The organism is Sandarakinorhabdus sp. DWP1-3-1 (assembly GCF_049896705.1).
In the GTDB taxonomy this organism is placed as follows: Bacteria; Pseudomonadota; Alphaproteobacteria; order Sphingomonadales; family Sphingomonadaceae; genus Sandarakinorhabdus.
Map to the genome: position 1 here is coordinate 448,153 of NZ_JAFCUV010000001.1, position 17,979 is coordinate 466,131.

Here is a 17,979-nt window from a genome sequence, read left to right on the forward strand (position 1 = left end):
GATAAGAACAACAGCTTGGGAGAGTGAGATGCAACTGGATGGCAAGCGCGCGGTGGTCATCGGAGCCGCCGGCAACAACAATATGGGCCAGGTCATCGCCGACCGCCTGGTCGCCGAAGGCGCCCGCGTGGTCGTGTCGGGCCGCAAGGCGGAGTTTCTCGACGCCTTTGTGGCGGCGCATCACGGCAAGGCCTTCGCCAAGACCTGCGATATTACCGACAAGGCGCAGACCGATGCGCTGGCGGCCTATGCGACCGAGCAGATGGGCGGGGTCGACATCGCCATCAATGCCACCGGCTGGGGCCTGTTGAAGCCGTTCCTCGAGACGACTCCGGAGGAAATCCAGCAGATCAGCGACCTTCAGTTCAAGGGGCCGTTCCTGTTCTTCCAGTCGATGATCGAGGCGATGAAGGACGGCGGCTCGCTGATCCAGATCTCTTCGGCGACGGCGACGATCATGCTCAACGACCACGCCGCCTATATGGGCACCAAGGCGGGCACCGATCATGTCATGCGCTGCATCGCCAACGAGTTCGGGGAACGCGGCATTCGCGCCAATTCGATCTCCCCGGGGCTGACCGATACGCCGATGACCGCGGCGGGCATGGCGACGCCGGGCCTGCACGAGGCGTTCCTGCCGGCCTATCCGCTCGGCCGGATCGGCACGTCGGAGGATATTGCGGCAGCGGCGGTGTTCCTGTCGTCGGACCAGTGTTTCATGACCGGGCAGAATCTGCAGGTAAATGGTGGCCTGACGCTGCGCCGCAACCCCTGGAAGCACGAGATCACCGCCTCGGTGATGGCGGCGATGGCGGCGCAGTGAGCAGCCTTGCTGCCTTGGGCCCTGTGATGCAGCTGTCCTACTGCCCGGCGGACTATGACGCCGCGCTGGCGCATTGGCTGCGGCTGGGGGCGGGGCCGTTCTTCGAGATCCCGCATGTGCAGCTCGACGGTGTGAAATTCCGGGGGCAACCGTCGCCGATCGATTTCTCGATGGCGCTCGGCTACTTCGGCGACATCCAGATCGAGCTCATCCGCCAGCACAACGACGCGCCGTCGATGTACACCGAATGGCGGGCGGCGGGCCATGAAGGCCTGCAGCATATGTGCGTGCTCGTCGACGACATTGCCGATGCCCGGGTGCGCGTCGCCGCTGCCGGGGCGACCGTTGTCCAGGAGGGCACGCTGCCCGGTGGTGCCGGCGCGGTCATCTATGTCGATACCGGCGGCGGGCCGGGGACGGTCATCGAATATCTGCAGATCGGCGAGGCCGGGCGCGCCGGCTTTGCCATGATGCATTCGGCGCACAAGGATTGGGACGGCAGCGACCCCATCCGCGGCCGCAACTGAGCGCAAAGCAACGACATTCACCTTGGGAGACTGACATGGATCTGCAACTGACGGGCAAGAAGGTCATCGTGACCGGCGGCAGCCGTGGCCTTGGCCGCGCCGCGCTGGAGCTGTTCGCGGCGGAGGGCGCCGATGTGGCGTTCTTCTCGCGCAACGCCGAGCAGGTGGCGGAGACGAAGGCCTCGCTGGAAAAGCATGGCCACAAGGTCATCGGCGATGTCTTCGACATGGCCAATGACGGTTACACGGCCTGGCTGGAGAGCACCGCCGAGGCGCTCGGTGGGGTCGATATCTTCGTCCACAATGTCAGCTCGTCGGGCGCCGGCGGCACCGGCGACTGGGACATGACCTATCGCTATGACATTCGCGGCGCCGTCGATGGCTGTACGGCGCTGCAGCCCTGGCTGGAGAAGTCCTCGGCGCCATCGGTGATCCTGATGTCGAGCACCGCGGCAGTGGAAACGTTCATCCAGCCGGCGGCGTTCAACGCGCTCAAGGCGGCGCTGATCACCTATGGCAAGCAGTTGAGCCAGGCCTGGGGGCCCAAGGGCATCCGCGTCAACGTCGTGTCGCCGGGGCCGATCGTGTTCCCGGGCGGCAACTGGTCGAAGATCAAGGAGGCCATGCCCGATTTCTACACCGGCACCGAGAAGCAGATGGCCATGGGCCGCTTCGGCAATGCCGAGGAAGTGGCGCGTACGGTCGTGTTCCTGTCGAGCCCGGCGTCGTCGTACACCACCGGCACCAATGTGATCATCGACGGCGGTTACACCAAGCGCGTGCAGTTCTAGCGTATCGGCGGCCTCCGGGCTGCCACTTTAGGAGGCCGAACGATGGCCAGGCCCGACATGCGACCGGCGTTTGTGCCGGTCGTCACGCTGATGGCGCTATCCAAGGTCGTGCTGACGACCGATTTTTCGATCGTCAGCATCGCCTTGCCATCGATCGGCCGCGACCTGGGGGTGGCGCCGTCGCTGCTGTCATGGGTCATCGTTGCCAGTTCGCTGGCGGTGGCGGGGCTGTTGCTGGTCGGTGGGCGGCTGGTCGATCGCTTCGGCCACCGCAACACGCTGGGGCTGGGGCTGGCGGTGTTCGGCACGGCATCGGCGGTGGCGGGGCTGGCGCCGAATATCTGGTGGTTGCTGGCGGCGCGCGGCGTGCAGGGCGCGGCGGTGGCGTTGATTTCCCCGGCGGCATTCGCGCTGATCCCGGCGTTCATCGAGGAAGGGCCGTTGCGGCACAAGGCGCTGGGGGTGTTCGGCGTGACGCAGGGCGTGTCGCTGATCCTGGGGCTGCTGCTGGGGGGTGGCATCGTGTCGGCGCTGGGTTGGCGGGGGGTGTTCTTCATCAACCTGCCACTCATCGCCGTGGCGCTGTGGCTGACGTGGCGATATTTGCCGCGCCACGTCCGGCCGGCACCCCAGGCGATCGACTATGGCGGCGCGGTGACGATCACGCTGGCCATCGTCATGCTGGTGACGAGCATCTCGTCGCTTGGTGCGCTGGGGCTGCTGGCGCCGCGCACGCTGGCGCTGATGGCCGGCGCGGTGGTGATGTTCGGCGCCTTTGCGTTGATCGAACACCGGGTGCCGGCGCCGCTGATGCCGCCGGCGCTGTCTCATCGGCCGGGTTTCATGCCGGCGGCAGCGATCAGCCTGTTGTTCATGATCGGCGTCGGCGGGCTGATGGTGCTGATCCAGGTCTATATGCAGCGCGCGCTCGGCCTGCCGCCGGCGCGGGCGGGGCTGGGGACGATGCCCTATGCCGCGGCGGTAATCATCGCCGGCAATGTCGCGCCGCGGCTGCTGGGGCGGTTCAGCACCGGCGAGATCGTCATCGGCGCGGCGCTGGTCAACCTGACGGGGCTGATGGTGCTCGCCGGGATGGCGGGGCAGGGCTATTGGCTCAGCGTCGCGCCGGGCCTGGTCATCTGCGGGCTGGCCAGTGTCAGCGCCTACATCGCGCTCATGGGGGCCGCCACGGGGGCGCTGCAGCCTGCCGAACAGGGCGTCGGCACGGCGTTGCTGTTCGTCTGCCAGCAGCTCGGCACGGCGATGGGGGCGTCGATCGGCATGATGCTGATCGACCGCGCCGACGGCACCGTGGCGGCGGGGGATTTCCGGCTGGCCTTTGCGGCGCTCGGCGGCGCGCTGGCACTGGCGCTGGTGCTGGCGGTGACGCGGCTGCGGGCCCGGCGGGTTGTGGCGGCGGCCGAATAGCGGCGCTTCCATCTGGGGGCTTCGTCATGCTGGCGCATGCCGGCATCCACTGCCGTGTAACGTGCCGGCTTGGGCTGCCGCTGCACCAACCGTGCGCCGGATGCCGATAGCCGGATCATGGCGGCAGGGTGGATGCATGCGTTCGCCAGCATGACGGGTAGGGGGACAGCAGGTGCTTCCCGGTCGCGATCCGCGCACAAAAAACAAAAAATGGCCATCCCGGCGGGTGCCGGGATGGCAGTCGGGGATGGATATGTTGGCCAGCCCCGGGGAAGCCCTTAGTATTTGAAGCTGACCGTGGCGCCGAAGGTGCGCGGCTGGGTCGGATAGGCAAAGATGAACAGCGGCGCCACATAGGTCGCAGCGAGCCGGCCGACATCGTCGTTGATGTTGCGGCCCCACAGGATGATCTTGTAGCGCTCGGTGGCGTCGGTCCAGGTCAGCGAGGCGTCGATCATGGTCAGCGGCTTGCGGTCGGTGAACGGGTTGTTCTGGACCTGGGTCTCCACCGTGGAGGTGTGGCTGACGCTGGTGTCGAAGTTCAGCGAGCCGCTGGCCATCACATGGGTATAGCGCGCGCCCAGCTGCCCGCTGAATTTGGGGGCGCGGGTCAGTCTCAGATTCGCATTGTCGGTGGCGATCAGCGCCAGGCCTGGCGACACGATCTGGGCGATGCCGCCGCATGACGATACCGGGGTGCCCACGAAGGCGCCGGGGCCGTCGAGATCGGCGCAGAACTCCTTGTACTTGGCATCGAGATAGCCGGCGTTGCCGTAAATGTTGAAGCCGTCGGCCGGAATCAGGGTGAATTCGGCTTCGACACCGCGGATGCGGGCGCCGGCGGCGTTCGACGTATAGGTTTCCGCCGAGGCGCTGTTGAACGGATTGACCCGGATGACGCTCTGCTGGAGGTCCTTGTATTCCGCCCAGAATGCCGTGAGGTTGAGGCGCAGGCGCTTGTCGAACAGCTCGCCCTTGAATCCGACCTCGAAATTGTCGACCTGTTCGTCGTTGTAGGGCGTCTGGAAGGTGGCGCAGCTCTGGGCGTTGACGTTGAGCCCACCCGATTTGAAGGCCCGCTGCCACTGGGCATAGACCATGATGTCGTCATTGGGCTTGTAGTCGATGCCGAGGCTGGGGGACCAGTTCTTCGATGAAGTCGTCGCTTCGCCGCAGCTGTTGCGGAAGGTGACGCTGGCGTTGACGGTATCGAAGTCCTTGGCGATGCCGGCGTTGCCCGGCGGGCCGACGATCTGTTGCAGCGGGAAGTTGTAGGCGCGCTTCTTCTCATAGGAATAGCGCAGGGCCGCAGTAAGCCGTACCGTATCGGTCAGCTTGTAGTTGATCTGCGCGAACGGCGAAATCGTGTGGCGCCGCTGGCCGTCGAACTGCAGATTGTTGTTGGCGGAGCGGCCATCGATGGGGAAATGGAATGCTGGCACCGGCGCCAGCGGCGGCGTCGCGGTCGGATCGCCCGGGTTGCCGAAGCCCAGTTGCAGCCGCTGGTACAGGTCGAACTGGTCCTTGAGCCAGAACAGCCCGGCGGTGACCTGCAGCCGGTCGTCGAGGAAGTCGTGCTGGTAGCGGGTTTCCGCCTGCAGGCTGTGGTATTTTTCCAGCCGGTCGGACGAAAACAGGTCGACCAGCTCGCCATCGGTGTCGGTCAGGATGGTCGATGCCTGGGTCTTGTAGTCGACGACCGTGAACCAGGTGCCACCGCCCACCTGCACCGTCAGGTCGGCGAGCACGTCCCAGTCGTCGATGTCATAGCGGTTGCCATAGCTCGAACCGGTCAGGAACGGGTCGGTGCCGTCGCCGCCGATGCCCAGGCCCTGGTCGCCGAACGGGTCGCGGCCGGGGAAGCCAAGCGCGCCGAAGACGCTGTTGGGCAGGCGCTGGTTGATGGTCGGTGAACCGTCGTTGCGGGCTTCGGTGCGGCTGACGATGAGATTCGCCTCGACCGTGTCGGTCGGGGTGAACTTCAGGATGCCGCGATAGGCGTTCTTGCTTTCGCCGCCGATCGACTGGCCGATGACCGGATCGAGCTGGCGACCGACAAGCGCCGCCTGGTCGGTGATGCTGATCGACGGCGTCGGGTTGCCGATGGTGGAAAAGCCGTTGAACCCGCGGTGCATGGCGGTGACGCGCGCCACGAGGATGCCGGGCAGCAGCGGGATATCGACCCCGGCGCTGAAGTCGCGGCGGCCGTAGTTGCCGACGGTGATCTCGCCATTGGCGCTGAAGTCGTCGCCGGGGCGGCGCGAGCGGATGGAAATGGCGCCGGCAAAGGCGTTGCGGCCATAGAGGGCGCCCTGCGGACCGCGCAGGATCTCGACCTGTTCGACATCGAACATGTCGCCGAGCCCGACGGCGTTACGGGATTGATAGGCGCCGTCGATATAGAGCGCGACGCGGGGGTCGTCATGGCTCTCGACGCCGGCCTGGCCGATGCCGCGGATGGCGAAGGCCGATGCCGACAGGAACAGCCCGACGGGTTCGAGGCGGATGTTCGGCACCGAATTCGACAGCGCGATGAGGTTGGTCGCGGCCTTTTCGCCGAGGATGCGCTGGTCGAAGGCGCTGACCGCGAGCGGCACGTCCTGCAGGCGCTCGGCACGGCGGCGGGCGGTGACGACGATTTCGGCGATGCCCTCGGCGGGGCCGGTCTCGGCCGCCGTCGTGCCGGCGACAGTGGACGGGTTGGCCGGCGGGGCGGGCGGGGGCGTCTGGGCGGCGGCGATGGCCGACCAGGATGATGCAATGAGGCCCAGGGCGGCATATTTCCGGCGCGCGTCGTGCAAAAGCATGGTCGTCTCCCCTTGGTGACGCGGGTGTTCCCGCGCTGCCGCGACATGCGGCATCGTTCCGGCTTGGCGCCGGTTGTGGTCGCTTCAATGGCTGGCGGCGCGCCGCAGCGCCGCCGGGGTCTCAGTCGGCGGCGATCCAGCGTTCGATATTCTCGTGGAAATAGCGGACCCGGCGTTCCTGCCAGGCGAGATAGTCGCGTTTGTAGCCGCGGGAGTGGAGCCCGCGTTGCTGGGCGCCCCAGATCGACACGTCCTGGTCGATGCCCGGACCCATCGAAACCTCGTTGACCTTGCCGACGACATGCGGTGCCGGGACCGAGACATCGACCCATTCGGCCATGCTCTGCGAGTAGTAGCGGTCGGTCCCTTCGGGGAACAACGTCATGTACCACATGTCGAAATAGCATCTTTCGGGGTCGGTTTCGTGCGGCCGGGCGCGCAGCCAGATATTGCCGTCGGGCTTCAGGCTGAACGACAGGTTCGGAAAGATGGTGAAATGCCAGTGATCGGTGAGCTGGTCGTCGTGATAGGTGGAGAAATCGAAGCCTTTTTCGGCGCCTTTCTCGCGCTTGGCCTTCTGCAGGGCGGCGCGGATCTCGCCGGTCTTGCCGCCGCGATAGTCATCGGCGTCGAGCCCCCAGAACTTCAGCTCCTCGGCCATCATGCGCAGCGTCTCGTCTTCGCCGCCGCGCAGCATCTTGGTGGGGCCGGCGCCGGGCATGAACATGCGGGCGTGACCTTCGGGATACAGGTCGAACTGGCAGAAATTGTACGAATATTCCATGACGTACTTGGTCTGCGGGTGGACGAAGGGGACGTGATAGCTCTCGTTGAAATTGTCCTGGATCAGCTTCCAGTTGAAATCGGCCTCGATGGTGACCCAGTGGGTGCGGACCATCTTGTCCATCGGATAGGTGTCGATCTGGTCGGCGATGGGCCCGAGGAACTCGCGCAGCGGCTTGCACTCGGTATCCATGTTGAACCAGACGAAGCCGGCCCAGACTTCGCAGCGGATTTCGACGAGGTTGAGCTTGCCGCAGGGGCTGCCCTGGACGAAATCGGGCTCGTCGGGGACGGATTTCAGCGTGCCTTTCAGGTCATAGGCCCAGCCGTGATAGGGGCAGACGAGGCGCGGGGCGTTGCCCTGTTCGCCCGTGACCACCGGCATGCCGCGATGCTGGCAGACATTGTAGAAGGCGCGGACCTTGCCGTCGTCGCCGCGGACGCAGACGATGGTCTCCGTGCCCAGGTTGGCGGTCAGATAGTCGCCCTTTTTCGCGACCTGGGCGATGACGCCGCCGATCTGCCAGGTCTTTGTCCAGATTTTTTCCCATTCCTTGTCGGCAAAGGCCTTGGAAAAATAGCGATCGGGGGTGATCGGCGTGTTGCGGAAGTTGGGGTCGGGGAACTTCGACATGTCGGCACGCGCCTGGGGGGCGGTGTCGTTTGCCGCGGTAACGTCGTCGAATGTGCTGGCCATGGTCTGATCCGATCAGTGCGCGTGCTGGAGGACCGGCGCGGGCCGGTGGGCGGGTTGGTTGGCATAGGAGGCGTCGGCGGTGCCACGCTGCCCGAATATGGTGACGCCGGGGTCGGCGCGGTTCCAGATGTCGCTGGCCGGGGCGGTGCTGCTCCAGTCATAGACGGCGTGGCGGTGGCTGAACTTCCACTGGCCGTCGCGGCGTTCGAAGCGGTCGAGATAGCGGCCCGCGGCGAGCATCAGCACCTCGCCCCCCTCGCGGGCGATGACATGATGGGCGACGAAGTAGGTTTCGCTGGCGGCGCTGTCGCCATCGAGGTCGATGAGGATGTTGCCGATGACGTGCTGGGTGCGCTCCATGGTGCCGAGCACGCCCATCACCCAGGGGATGAAGTCGGCGGCGGTACCGACGAAGCTGCCGTGATCGTCGGTGGCGTCGGGATGGAACAGCGATCCGAGCAGGCCGGCGTCGCAGCGATCGATGCTGCGGGCGAGGCGATAGATCAATTCGGTGATCGTCTGCTTGTCGATCAGTGCGTCGATGGCGGATTGGGTGGCCATGATGGGTCCTCAGCTGCCGGTATAGAGTGGATCGGCGGGATGACGGGTGCCGCGCCGGGTGAGGCGGGCGTAGAGCCCGTCGTCCCAATTGGCAGTGGATGGCGCGTTGCTGTTCCAGTCCATGACATAGCGGCGATGGACGATGCGCCATTGGTCGTCGCGGCGCTCGAGCCGGTCGAGATAGCGGCCGCCGACCTCGAAGGCGGTGGCCGCGTCGGGGGCACCGTCGGGGCCGGGCGCCTCGTGATAGGCGCGGCAATAGCATTCGGCGGTGGCGGTATCGCCGTCGATATCGACCAGCAGGTTGCCGATGAAGTGCTGGGTGCGGTTGAGCGCGGCGAGCGCAGTGACGGCGGCGGCCGACCAGTCGAGCGCATCGACGCTGCCGTCGCCATAATCGGCGGTGGCGCCGGGCCACCAGACCGAGGACAGCGCGTCGAGATCGCAGCGATCGATGCCGCGGGTATAGCGCGCCATGACATCGGCGATGGCGATCCGGTCGCCGATCCACTGGAGATTGGCGGTCATCGGACGCGCATTTCTTCGCGGCGGCAGCTGAGATCGTGCGGCGCGCGCTGGCCGAGGGGGAAGTTCATGGCCTTCAAGGCATCGTCGCCGGCGGGTTCGAGGCGGGTAAAGTCCACGAGTTCGCTGCGATGGGCGATCTTCCAGTGGCCGGCGCGGCGCTCGTAGCGGTCGACATAGCGGCCGGAAACCCACAAATCGGCTTCGCCGGCGTCGGAAACCGTGCGGTGGAAGGCCTGGAAATAGACCTCCCCGAACGCCGTATCGCCTTCGAAATCGATGCGGACCTGGCCGATCATGTGGTGGTTCGACAGGTGCGGGGTCAGCACGCCTTGCGCAAAGGCGACGAATTCGTCGGCATTGCCGGTGAAACTGCCATAGTCGGTGGTCGCATCGTCGTGGAAAACCGAGCGGTGCAGGGCCGGATCGAGGCGATCCTGGCCGCGCATATAGTCGCAAAGCAGGTTGTAGATGGCGTGCCACGACAGCATTTCGTCGAGTTTGGTGCTGGTTTGCGCGGGATTCATGGCGTTCACGGGGGCGGTCACGGCCGGGCCAGATAGTCGTCGAGCGTGGTGTGGAAGCGGCGGATGCGCGCCTCCTGGTAGTTGCCGAGCGTTTCACCCTGCTTGAAGGCGGCCTGGAAGCCGCGATACTGCATGGCGAGGTTGTTGGTGTCCTGGTCATAGACCGCGCCGAGGCCGGCATTCATGCCCGGGGCATCAGCATAGGATTGCTCCACGGTGACCGGGATGGGGTCCGGCGCATAGTCCATCGGGGTGCCGTCGGGTACCAGTTCGAGGAACATCAGGTCGAACATGGTGCGGCCGGGGTCCATGCCGATCGGCCGGAAGCGGTAGATCATCGGCAGCGAGACGCCGGGGAACAGGCACATGTTCGGAAACAGGTGATATTCGATCGAATCGAGCATCTCGCTGTCGGAATATTCGGCGAGGTCGACGCCGGTGGTGGCACCGATGTCGGCGCGGGCGAGGGCGGCGGCGACCGAGCGAGCGGTCTTGCCCTCCGGCACCGTCACCCCGCCGCCGCCGCGCATCTTGTCGAAGATTTCCTGCTGGGTCTGCGGCGTCGTGTAGTGCGGGCTGGGAAAGCCGATGGTGTGGACGAAGCGCGTCACATGATCGTCGAAGATGTCGTACTGGGCATTGGCGTCGCCGGCGGTGGCGAGGCCCTGCGAATGGGTTTCATAGACGTGATAGGCCTCGAGAAAGGCCTCGGTCGCGGCCTTCCAGTTGGTCGGCAGCTCCTTTTGCAGGTGCAGCTTGACCCGGCGCTTCGACAGGTCCCAGCGGCCGCTGAAATGATCGGGGAGGACGCCCAATTGCTGTGCGAGCGGCGGTGCGTCGGGATCCATGTTGATGAAGACGAAGCCGCCCCAGAGCGCGACCTTGACCTCGGGCAGCCGGGTTTCGGCGTCCTGCACGTGCGGGAAATCCCAGCGGCAGGGGATGTTCTTCAGGCTGCCGTCGAGCTGCCAGCTCCAGCCGTGGAAGGGGCAGCGGATTTCCTGGGCGCTGCCGCTGCTGTCCGACGGCTTGAACTGGGTGCCGCGATGCAGGCAGCTGTTGTGATAGGCCTTGATCTCGGTCGGCGAGACGCGGGTGATCAGGATCGAATAGCGGCCGACGTCGTAGGTGATGTAGTCGCCGACGGCGGGCAGATGTTCCTCGCGACAGGCCCATTGCCAGACCCGCGGCCAGAGCTGCTTCATTTCCTGTTCGAAAAATGCCGGCGAGACGTACCGATCGAACGGGATGTCGGCCTGCCCGAGGAAATCATAGGCTTCGGCGGTCAGCGCGGCGGGAACGTCCCAGCCATCGGCCAGGATAATGTCCCGCGTGCTCGGGCCGGGGCACCGATGCTCGCCGGGTTGCAGAGTCGCATAAGTCGACATGAACCACCTCTGGGAGTGGTTTTTTCACTTTCTGCGTAGTGTGTCAATTTCTGGATGCGGGCCCTATCCAAAGCGCTGGTGGGATAACCCGCCGCGAACAAGCGCCGTTAACCGTTCGGGTTTGGAAGATGAACGACCATCCCGGTCATCGCGTCGCGCAGCTTGACCTGGCACGACAGCCGCGAGCCGGGCTGCCGGTCGACCAGGTCGAGCATCATGTCCTCCATGTCGTTGGGGCCGCCGATGGCGGCGGTCCAGTCGGGATCGATGACGACATGGCAGGTGGCGCAAGCGCACGATCCGCCGCATTCGGCCAGGATGCCGGGCATGCCCTGGCGCACGGCAAGCTCCATCAGCGTGATGTTGCTCCGCGCCAGGACACGGTGGCGGCGACCGTCGGCTTCGACGAAATGGACTTCGATCATGCAGGACCGTTCGGCAGGCTATAGAGGGTCGGCAACCCTTATCAGCAGCTTGCCGATATTGTCGCCGCGGAACAGCCGCATCAGGATCTGTGGCGCGTTTTCCAGGCCATCGGCGATGTCCTCGCGGGTGTGGAGCCGGCCGCTGTCGATCCAGCCGGCGAGTCGCTGCCGGGCGCGCGGGAAATCGGCCTTGTGGTCGGTCAGCAGGATGCCGGTCATCGTCGCGCGCCGGAAGACGAGGTTGAAATAGTTCGACGGCCCCGCCGGGCGGCCCGGTTGTTCATAGCGGGCGATGCCGCCGCAGAGCACGACCCGGGCGCCCAATGCCAGCCTGCCGAGCAGAATGTCGAGCTGGTCGCCGCCGACATTGTCCCACAGGATATCGATGCCGCCGGGCGCGTGTTCGGTGATCATCGCCTTCAGATCCTGCGATTTATAGTCGATGGCAGCGTCGAAGCCGAGTTCGTCGATCAGCCAGCGGCACTTGGCCGGGCCGCCGGCGATGCCGATGACGCGGCAGCCGCCGATGCGGCCGATCTGGCCGGCGACCGAGCCGACCGCGCCGCCGGCGCCGGTGACGACCAGCGTGTCGCCCGGGAACGGATGCGCCGCGGTCGCCATGCCGAAATAGGCGGTCAGTCCGCTGCCGCCGAGCGCGCCCAGGTGCCGGGGCAGGTGGTCGCGATCGGGGGGCAATTCGTCGAGCAGCGCTGCGGCGACGACAGCCTCGTGCCGCCAGCCCAGCGGCCCGGCGACGAAGTCCCCCGGCGCCAGTTCGGCGACGGTCGATTCGACGACCTGGCCGATGCCGGTCGCCGGCATGATGTCGCCGACGTTCGTCGGCGCCGCATAGCCGCCGGCGTTTTCCATCCAGCCCTTCTGCGCCGGATCGCATGACAGCAGCAGCGTGCGGAGGCGAACCTCGCCGGGCTGCAATGGTTCGCGCGGGCCGTCGTCATGCGCCGTGAAATCGTCGATTCGCAGCTCGCGGCCACGGGGTCGTGCGGCAATTCGCCAATGCATGAGGGCTCCATAAAGAAGTTGATCCAGTGTGCAGAATGTTGTGTATCCTGCGCTAATGCAACCATCCGAAATTTCGGGCGAGATCGCCGACGAGCTCGCGCTGCTCGGTCTCGTGCCCGGCCAGTACGACCTGATCCCGCAGGATCGCATCGGCAAGCTGATCGCCCGACGGCTGACCGATGCCGCCCGCGATATCCCGCATTTCCCGCTGACCATCCATGTCGCGATGCAGCCGCTGATGGATGCCCGCAGCACGTACAATGCCCGGGGTGGCGCCAAGGTGTCGATCAACGATTATGTCATCGCCGCCGCCGCCCGGGCGCTGGTCGCAGTGCCGGCGGTCAATGCCAGCTTCACGGCCCATGGCATCGCGCGCCACCACCATGCCGACATCGCCATTGCTGTGGCGCTGGAGGCCGGGCTGGTGACGCCGATCCTGCGCAGCGTCGAAACGCTGGACCTGGCGGCGATCGGCGCCGGCGTGCGCGACCTCGCCGATCGCGCAGGCCGCAAGCGGTTGAAACCCGACGAATATAATGGCGGCAGCTTTTGCGTGTCGAACCTCGGCATGTTCGGGATCAGCAGCTTCGGATCGATCCTCAATCCGCCCCAGGCGGCGATCCTGTCGGTCGGCGCGGTTGAGGATCGGGTGGTAGCCGTTGATGGCGCGGCCCAGGTGGCGAAGATGATGACGGTGACGCTGACCTGCGATCATCGCGTCATCGATGGCGCCACCGGGGCGCGCTGGCTGCAGGCGTTTTCAGCGGCCATCGCCGATGCCGCGGCACTGGATTGAAGGAACCGGCGATGGACATGGACTATTCTGCCGAGGATATCGCTTTTCGCGACGAGGTGCGCCAGTTCCTCGCCGACAAGTTCACGCCCGAATTGCGCGCCGCGACGGCAAAGCAGGCCGGCGTGTTCGCGGAAGGCGAGCTCGCCCGGCAATGGCACACGGCGCTGTATGAACAGGGCTGGATCGCGCCGTCCTGGCCCCCGGAACATGGCGGCCCGGGCTGGACGCAGATGCAGCGTTTCATCTTCGACCGCGAGATGGGGCTGGCCGGCACGCCGTCGCTGCCCGCCATGGGCCTGGCGCTGTGCGGCCCGGTGCTGATTGGTTACGGCACGCCCGAGCAAAAGGCCTATTTCCTGCCGCGCATTCTGTCGGGCGAGCATTACTGGTGCCAGGGCTATTCGGAGCCGGGGTCCGGGTCGGACCTTGCCTCGCTGGCGACGCGGGCGGTGCGGGATGGCGACGACTATGTCATCAACGGCACCAAGATCTGGACGACCCATGCCCATGAGGCGAATTGGATGTTCGTTCTGGTCCGCACCGGTACCAGCGGCAAGCCGCAGCAGGGCATCACCTTCTTGCTGACTCCCATGGATGTGCCGGGGCTGACGGTAACGCCGATCCGGTCGATGTCGGGCGAGCATGAGGTCAACCAGTGCTTCTTCGACGATGTCCGCATTCCCGTCGCCAATCGCGTCGGAGAGGAGAACCAGGGCTGGACGGTGGCCAAGTATTTGCTCGAGTTCGAGCGCGGCGGTGGCTCGGCGGCCGGGCGGTTGACGGCGCAACTGCAGAAATTGTGCAACATCGCGCGGATCGAGCGCGGTGACGATGGCCAGCCGCTGTGGGACGACCCGACATTCCGGGCGCGGATCATGCGGCTGGAGGCCGAGGTGCTGGCGATCGACTGGACCGAGCGGCGCAACATCGCCGGCCGCGCCATCGGGGAGCGCAGCGGCGACGCCACCGCATCCATGCTGAAGCTGATCGTCAGCGAGGCGACGCAGAAGCTGACCGAACTGACCGTCGAGGCGCTCGGCACCCGCGCCGGCGCCAACCAGCGGCAGGCGCTTGGGCTGGCGGCGAATGCGGCGGTGGTCGGCCCCGATCATGCGCTGACGCCGATGGCACGCTACCTCAACGCCCGGGCGGCGACGATCTTCGGCGGGTCGAGCGAGGTGCAGCGCAACGTGATCGCCAAGGTTGCCCTGGGCCTGTGATGCCTGTGATTTTTGGGCATGGCCAAAACTGCATGCCGGTATAAAGTCCGCGGTGAAGGAAGCCCATGACAGTCCAGGTCGCAGACAATCTTTTCACCGGTGAAGGCGAGGCCACGCGGCTGCTCGCCGGGCGGCGGCATGGCGACGGCAAGCTGCTGTTTCCGTTTCCGTCCGGGCCGGAGGCCGAGAATTACGCGCTGGTCGAACTGGCGCCGGAGGGGACGCTCTGGTCGTGGACCGTGCAGCGCTTCCGCCCGAAATCACCCTATGACGGCCGCGGCGGCGAGCATGATTTCCTGCCCTATGCGGTCGGCTATATCGAGCTGCCGGGCGAACTGATCGTCGAAAGCCGCATCGTCGTCGACCGCTTCGAGTCGCTGAAGATCGGCCTGCCGATGCGGATCACCACCGAGGCCTATACCGAAAATGCCGCGGGGGAGCCGGTGCTGACCTACGCCTTTACCCCGAAAGGATCAGTCGCATGACATCCGTCCACATCGTCGGCGGGGGCATCCACCCGTTCGGCCGCACCGATGGCAGCACCGGCCTCGACCAGGGCGTGTTCGCCATCCGCCAGGCGCTCGCGGACGCCGGGCTCGACTGGTCGCAGATGGAATTCGGCTATGGCGGTTCGTCCGCCGCCGGTGCCGCCGATGCGGTGCTGCCCCGGCTAGGGCTGACGGGGATGCAATTCATCAACGTCAACAACGGCTGCGCCACCGGCGGCTCGTCGATCCTGTCGGGCTATGCGGCGATCAAGTCGGGTGAATTCGACATCGGCATCGTCGTCGGTTTCGACAAGCATCCGCGCGGCGCCTTCAATGCCGACCCCGAGGCGTCGGGCCTGCCGCGCTGGTACGGGCAGACCGGCATGATGCTGACGACGCAGTTTTTCGGCAACAAGATCAATCGCTACATGGCGCTGAACGGCATCAGCCAGACGACGCTGGGCTTGGTCGCCGAAAAGGCGTTCCGGAATGCCGAGCATACGCCGCACAGCTGGCGCAAGACGCCGGTCAGCCTCGATACCATCATGCAGTCGCAGATGGTGTCCGACCCGCTGACGAAATACATGTTCTGTTCGCCGGCCGAGGGTGGCGTCGCGCTGATCCTGGCGTCGGATCGCAAGATGCGCGAGCTGGGCCTGTCGGGCCCCAAGGTGCGCGCCGCGGCGATCCGCACCCGGCCGGCCGGGTCGTTCGAGGTGTTCGCCCCGGCGCTGGAGATCGAGCGCGGCAAATCGGCGACGCAGCTGGCATCGGCGGCGGCGTGGGAGATGGCGGGGCTTGGCCCCGACGATGTCGATGTCGCGCAGTTGCAGGACACCGAATGCGGCGCCGAGATCATGCACATGGCCGAGAACGGCTTCTGTGCCGATGGCGAGCAGGAGGCGATGATCGCCAATGGCGACACGCGCATCGGGGGCCGGTTGCCGGTCAACACCGATGGCGGCTGCCTGGCCTGTGGCGAGCCGATCGGTGCCTCCGGCCTGCGCCAGATCTATGAAAACCTGGAACAATTGCGCGGCCGTGCCAATGGCCGCCAGGTCGAGGACGCCCGCATCGCCTATAGCCAGGTCTATGGCGCCCCCGGCATTTCGGGCTGCGTCGTCCTTGAACGCTGATCACATTCCGCCGGAGTATTGCCCCCATGGCTGACCAGAACGCGATCCCCGATCGCGCCACGTTGCTCGACATTTTCCGGCGCACGACGCTGATCAACCGGTCCGACGAGCGCTTTCGGGCGCTGCTGACGCAGGGCAAGCTGGCGATCGTCTATTATCCGGTGCGCGGGCAGGAGGTGCTGTCGGCGGCGATGATGGCGGCGCTGCGGCCCGACGATTACCTGATCACCACCTATCGCGGCGTCGGCGACCAGCTTGCCAAGGGCATCCCGTCGAAACTGCTGTGGGCGGAATTCACCGGCCGCGCCACCGGCACTTGCAAGGGCAAGGGCGGCCCGATGCACATCACCCACCCAGAGACGGGCGTCATGGTGACGACCGGCGTCGTCGGGTCGGGGTTGCCCATCGCCAACGGCCTTGCCATCGCATCGCAGAACAAGGGCGACGGCCGGGTGACGGTGGTGTCGTTCGGCGATGGCGCGTCGAACATCGGCGCCTTCCACGAGGCGATGAACATGGCGCAGCTGTGGAAGTTGCCTGTCATCTTCCTGTGCCAGAACAACAAGTTCGGCGAACATACTGCCTTTGCCGACCATACGTCGGTGCCGTCGATCGTCGATCGCGCCGCGGGCTATGGCATGAAGGGCGTGAAGACCGACGGAAACGACGCGGTGGCGATGTACCGGACCGCGAAGGAAGCGGTCGATCGCGCCCGCGCCGGCGACGGCCCGACGCTGATCGAGGCAATGACCTTCCGTATGCTCGGGCATCTGTTCGGTGCCGATTTCAGCTATGTGCCCAAGGAGATGACCGCGGCCGGCATCGCTGACGACCCGGTGCCGGCATTCCGGCGGCAGTTGCTGGAGATGCAGATCGCCGAGGCCGAACTGGCGGCGATCGAGGCCGAGGTGGAGGCCGAGATCGACGAAGCGGTGACCTTTGCGATGGAGAGCCCGTTCCCCGAGGTTTCGGAATTGCGGCTGGATGTCGTCGCGCAGGAGATTGCGGCATGAACGCGCCTGCCCAGACTACCCCTGCAAAGATCAACTTCGTCCAGGGCCTGCACATGGCGCTCGACGAAGCCATGGCCGCCGACGAGAATGTCATCGCGCTGGGCGAGGACATCGGCGACGAACAGGGCGGCGGTGTCTTCAAGATCACCAAGGGCCTGTCGACCAAATATGGGCGCCACCGCATAAGGGCCACGCCGATTTCGGAACAGGCGATCATCGGTGCCGCGGTGGGTGCCGCCATCGCCGGGCTGCGGCCGGTCGCCGAGATCATGCTGATGAATTTCGTGACGGTCGCCATGGACCAGATCGTCAATCATGCGGCGAAACTGCGCTTCATGTCGGGCGGGCAGACCAATGTGCCGCTGGTCATCCGTACCACGACCGGCGCCGGCGTCGGCTTCGGCGGCCAGCATTCGGACATGCTGGAGGCCTGGTTCGCCCATGTGCCGGGCCTGAAGGTGGTGATGGCGTCGAACCCCGCCGATGCCAAGGGGCTGTTGCTGTCGGCGATCGAGGACGACGATCCGGTGATCCTGATCGAGAACATCCTCGCCTATGGCCAGCAGGGCGAGGCGCCGCCGCCGGGATACCGCGTGCCATTGGGCAAGGCCGCGATCGCGCGCGCCGGCACCGATGTGACCGTCATCGGCTATGGCCGCGCCATCAACGACGCGCTGGCGGTGGCCGAGGCGCTGGCGGGGGAGGGCGTTTCGGTCGAGGTCGTCGATTTGCGCACCATCGCGCCGTTCGACGAGGCGACCGTGCTGGCGTCGGTGGCGAAGACCGGGCGCGCCGTGGTGGTGCACGAGGCTGTACGCGCCTATGGGACCGGGGCGGAGATCGCGTCGCGGATCCATGAGGAGCTGTTCGACACGCTGAAGGCGCCCGTCGGCCGCATCGGTTCGACCTATTCGCCGGTGCCGTTCTCGCCGCCGCTGGAAAAGGCCTGGATCTACAGCCAGGCGCAGCTTTCGGCGGCGATCCGCGCCACCATCGATTTCAAGCGCCGCGCCTGAGGAGG

At 66.1% G+C, this 17,979-nt stretch carries 18 protein-coding genes; 10 read left to right on the top strand and 8 right to left on the bottom strand.

The window, feature by feature from the left end; all coding sequences use genetic code 11:
• Positions 1–28 precede the first annotated feature (28 nt).
• Genes ACP7AI_RS02125 through ACP7AI_RS02140 form a run of 4 tightly spaced genes read left to right on the top strand, consistent with a single transcriptional unit; the run spans position 29 to position 3,569 of the window.
• Positions 29–823 (top strand): SDR family NAD(P)-dependent oxidoreductase, encoded by a 795-nt coding sequence (locus ACP7AI_RS02125; RefSeq protein ID WP_426163555.1) that lies wholly within the window; start codon positions 29–31, stop codon positions 821–823.
• A 26-nt stretch (positions 824–849) separates the two neighbouring features.
• The gene (locus tag ACP7AI_RS02130; RefSeq protein ID WP_426163557.1) at positions 850–1,350 is read left to right on the top strand and encodes a VOC family protein; all 501 of its coding nucleotides are present in this window, start codon (positions 850–852) and stop codon (positions 1,348–1,350) included.
• 35 nt (positions 1,351–1,385) lie between these two features.
• A complete protein-coding gene (locus ACP7AI_RS02135; protein ID WP_426163559.1) occupies positions 1,386–2,141 on the top strand; it encodes an SDR family NAD(P)-dependent oxidoreductase in 756 nt (251 codons plus the stop codon).
• Between the two features lie 42 nt (positions 2,142–2,183).
• A complete protein-coding gene (locus tag ACP7AI_RS02140) occupies positions 2,184–3,569 on the top strand; it encodes an MFS transporter (protein ID WP_426163561.1) in 1,386 nt (461 codons plus the stop codon).
• 278 nt (positions 3,570–3,847) lie between these two features.
• On the opposite strand, the gene ACP7AI_RS02145 is transcribed toward ACP7AI_RS02140, so the two are convergent.
• From ACP7AI_RS02145 to ACP7AI_RS02180, 8 genes are all read right to left on the bottom strand, one after another.
• A complete protein-coding gene (locus ACP7AI_RS02145; RefSeq protein ID WP_426163563.1) occupies positions 3,848–6,376 on the bottom strand; it encodes a TonB-dependent receptor in 2,529 nt (842 codons plus the stop codon).
• A 121-nt stretch (positions 6,377–6,497) separates the two neighbouring features.
• Positions 6,498–7,856 carry an aromatic ring-hydroxylating oxygenase subunit alpha gene (locus ACP7AI_RS02150; RefSeq protein WP_426163565.1) on the bottom strand — a complete coding sequence of 453 codons (1,359 nt, stop codon included), beginning with the start codon at positions 7,854–7,856 and terminating at the stop codon, positions 6,498–6,500.
• Positions 7,857–7,868: 12 nt separating this feature from the next.
• Positions 7,869–8,417, bottom strand: coding sequence for a nuclear transport factor 2 family protein (locus tag ACP7AI_RS02155; protein WP_426163568.1), 549 nt, complete (start codon positions 8,415–8,417; stop codon positions 7,869–7,871).
• A 9-nt stretch (positions 8,418–8,426) separates the two neighbouring features.
• Positions 8,427–8,945, bottom strand: a complete 519-nt coding sequence (locus ACP7AI_RS02160) for a nuclear transport factor 2 family protein (protein WP_426163570.1) — start codon at positions 8,943–8,945, stop codon at positions 8,427–8,429.
• A complete protein-coding gene (locus ACP7AI_RS02165; protein WP_426163572.1) occupies positions 8,942–9,490 on the bottom strand; it encodes a nuclear transport factor 2 family protein in 549 nt (182 codons plus the stop codon). The genes ACP7AI_RS02160 and ACP7AI_RS02165 overlap by 4 nt, the downstream gene beginning before the upstream one ends.
• The gene (locus ACP7AI_RS02170) at positions 9,487–10,857 is read right to left on the bottom strand and encodes an aromatic ring-hydroxylating dioxygenase subunit alpha (RefSeq protein WP_426163574.1); all 1,371 of its coding nucleotides are present in this window, start codon (positions 10,855–10,857) and stop codon (positions 9,487–9,489) included. The genes ACP7AI_RS02165 and ACP7AI_RS02170 overlap by 4 nt, the downstream gene beginning before the upstream one ends.
• A gap of 107 nt (positions 10,858–10,964) precedes the next feature.
• Complete coding sequence (locus tag ACP7AI_RS02175) at positions 10,965–11,282, bottom strand: 2Fe-2S iron-sulfur cluster-binding protein (protein ID WP_426163576.1); 318 nt, start codon at positions 11,280–11,282, stop codon at positions 10,965–10,967.
• A gap of 18 nt (positions 11,283–11,300) precedes the next feature.
• Positions 11,301–12,305, bottom strand: a complete 1,005-nt coding sequence (locus ACP7AI_RS02180; RefSeq protein WP_426163578.1) for an NADP-dependent oxidoreductase — start codon at positions 12,303–12,305, stop codon at positions 11,301–11,303.
• A gap of 55 nt (positions 12,306–12,360) precedes the next feature.
• On the opposite strand from ACP7AI_RS02180, the gene ACP7AI_RS02185 reads away from it, so the two are divergent.
• From ACP7AI_RS02185 to ACP7AI_RS02210, 6 genes are all read left to right on the top strand, one after another.
• Positions 12,361–13,101, top strand: a complete 741-nt coding sequence (locus tag ACP7AI_RS02185) for a 2-oxo acid dehydrogenase subunit E2 (protein WP_426163581.1) — start codon at positions 12,361–12,363, stop codon at positions 13,099–13,101.
• 11 nt (positions 13,102–13,112) lie between these two features.
• Entirely contained in the window at positions 13,113–14,321 is a 1,209-nt protein-coding gene (locus ACP7AI_RS02190; RefSeq protein WP_426163583.1) for an acyl-CoA dehydrogenase family protein, read from the top strand.
• Positions 14,322–14,386: 65 nt separating this feature from the next.
• The gene (locus ACP7AI_RS02195; RefSeq protein ID WP_426163585.1) at positions 14,387–14,806 is read left to right on the top strand and encodes a Zn-ribbon domain-containing OB-fold protein; all 420 of its coding nucleotides are present in this window, start codon (positions 14,387–14,389) and stop codon (positions 14,804–14,806) included.
• Positions 14,803–15,945 (top strand): thiolase family protein, encoded by a 1,143-nt coding sequence (locus ACP7AI_RS02200; protein WP_426163587.1) that lies wholly within the window; start codon positions 14,803–14,805, stop codon positions 15,943–15,945. The genes ACP7AI_RS02195 and ACP7AI_RS02200 overlap by 4 nt, the downstream gene beginning before the upstream one ends.
• Before the next feature lie 26 nt (positions 15,946–15,971).
• The gene (locus ACP7AI_RS02205) at positions 15,972–16,958 is read left to right on the top strand and encodes a thiamine pyrophosphate-dependent dehydrogenase E1 component subunit alpha (RefSeq protein WP_426163589.1); all 987 of its coding nucleotides are present in this window, start codon (positions 15,972–15,974) and stop codon (positions 16,956–16,958) included.
• A complete protein-coding gene (locus ACP7AI_RS02210; protein WP_426163591.1) occupies positions 16,955–17,974 on the top strand; it encodes an alpha-ketoacid dehydrogenase subunit beta in 1,020 nt (339 codons plus the stop codon). Before ACP7AI_RS02205 ends, ACP7AI_RS02210 begins: the two co-directional genes overlap by 4 nt.
• The last annotated feature ends 5 nt before the right edge of the window (positions 17,975–17,979 follow it).

Excerpts from the sequence above, each read along its gene's own strand:
- ACP7AI_RS02125 (WP_426163555.1), top strand. The coding sequence starts at position 29 with ATGCAACTGGATGGCAAGCGCGCGGTGGTCATCGGAGCCGCCGGCAAC.
- ACP7AI_RS02130 (WP_426163557.1), top strand. The coding sequence starts at position 850 with ATGCAGCTGTCCTACTGCCCGGCGGACTATGACGCCGCGCTGGCGCAT.
- ACP7AI_RS02135 (WP_426163559.1), top strand. The coding sequence starts at position 1,386 with ATGGATCTGCAACTGACGGGCAAGAAGGTCATCGTGACCGGCGGCAGC.
- ACP7AI_RS02140 (WP_426163561.1), top strand. The coding sequence starts at position 2,184 with ATGGCCAGGCCCGACATGCGACCGGCGTTTGTGCCGGTCGTCACGCTG.
- ACP7AI_RS02145 (WP_426163563.1), bottom strand. The coding sequence starts at position 6,376 with ATGCTTTTGCACGACGCGCGCCGGAAATATGCCGCCCTGGGCCTCATT.
- ACP7AI_RS02150 (WP_426163565.1), bottom strand. The coding sequence starts at position 7,856 with ATGGCCAGCACATTCGACGACGTTACCGCGGCAAACGACACCGCCCCC.
- ACP7AI_RS02155 (WP_426163568.1), bottom strand. The coding sequence starts at position 8,417 with ATGGCCACCCAATCCGCCATCGACGCACTGATCGACAAGCAGACGATC.
- ACP7AI_RS02160 (WP_426163570.1), bottom strand. The coding sequence starts at position 8,945 with ATGACCGCCAATCTCCAGTGGATCGGCGACCGGATCGCCATCGCCGAT.
- ACP7AI_RS02170 (WP_426163574.1), bottom strand. The coding sequence starts at position 10,857 with ATGTCGACTTATGCGACTCTGCAACCCGGCGAGCATCGGTGCCCCGGC.
- ACP7AI_RS02175 (WP_426163576.1), bottom strand. The coding sequence starts at position 11,282 with ATGATCGAAGTCCATTTCGTCGAAGCCGACGGTCGCCGCCACCGTGTC.
- ACP7AI_RS02180 (WP_426163578.1), bottom strand. The coding sequence starts at position 12,305 with ATGCATTGGCGAATTGCCGCACGACCCCGTGGCCGCGAGCTGCGAATC.
- ACP7AI_RS02185 (WP_426163581.1), top strand. The coding sequence starts at position 12,361 with ATGCAACCATCCGAAATTTCGGGCGAGATCGCCGACGAGCTCGCGCTG.
- ACP7AI_RS02190 (WP_426163583.1), top strand. The coding sequence starts at position 13,113 with ATGGACATGGACTATTCTGCCGAGGATATCGCTTTTCGCGACGAGGTG.
- ACP7AI_RS02195 (WP_426163585.1), top strand. The coding sequence starts at position 14,387 with ATGACAGTCCAGGTCGCAGACAATCTTTTCACCGGTGAAGGCGAGGCC.
- ACP7AI_RS02200 (WP_426163587.1), top strand. The coding sequence starts at position 14,803 with ATGACATCCGTCCACATCGTCGGCGGGGGCATCCACCCGTTCGGCCGC.
- ACP7AI_RS02205 (WP_426163589.1), top strand. The coding sequence starts at position 15,972 with ATGGCTGACCAGAACGCGATCCCCGATCGCGCCACGTTGCTCGACATT.
- ACP7AI_RS02210 (WP_426163591.1), top strand. The coding sequence starts at position 16,955 with ATGAACGCGCCTGCCCAGACTACCCCTGCAAAGATCAACTTCGTCCAG.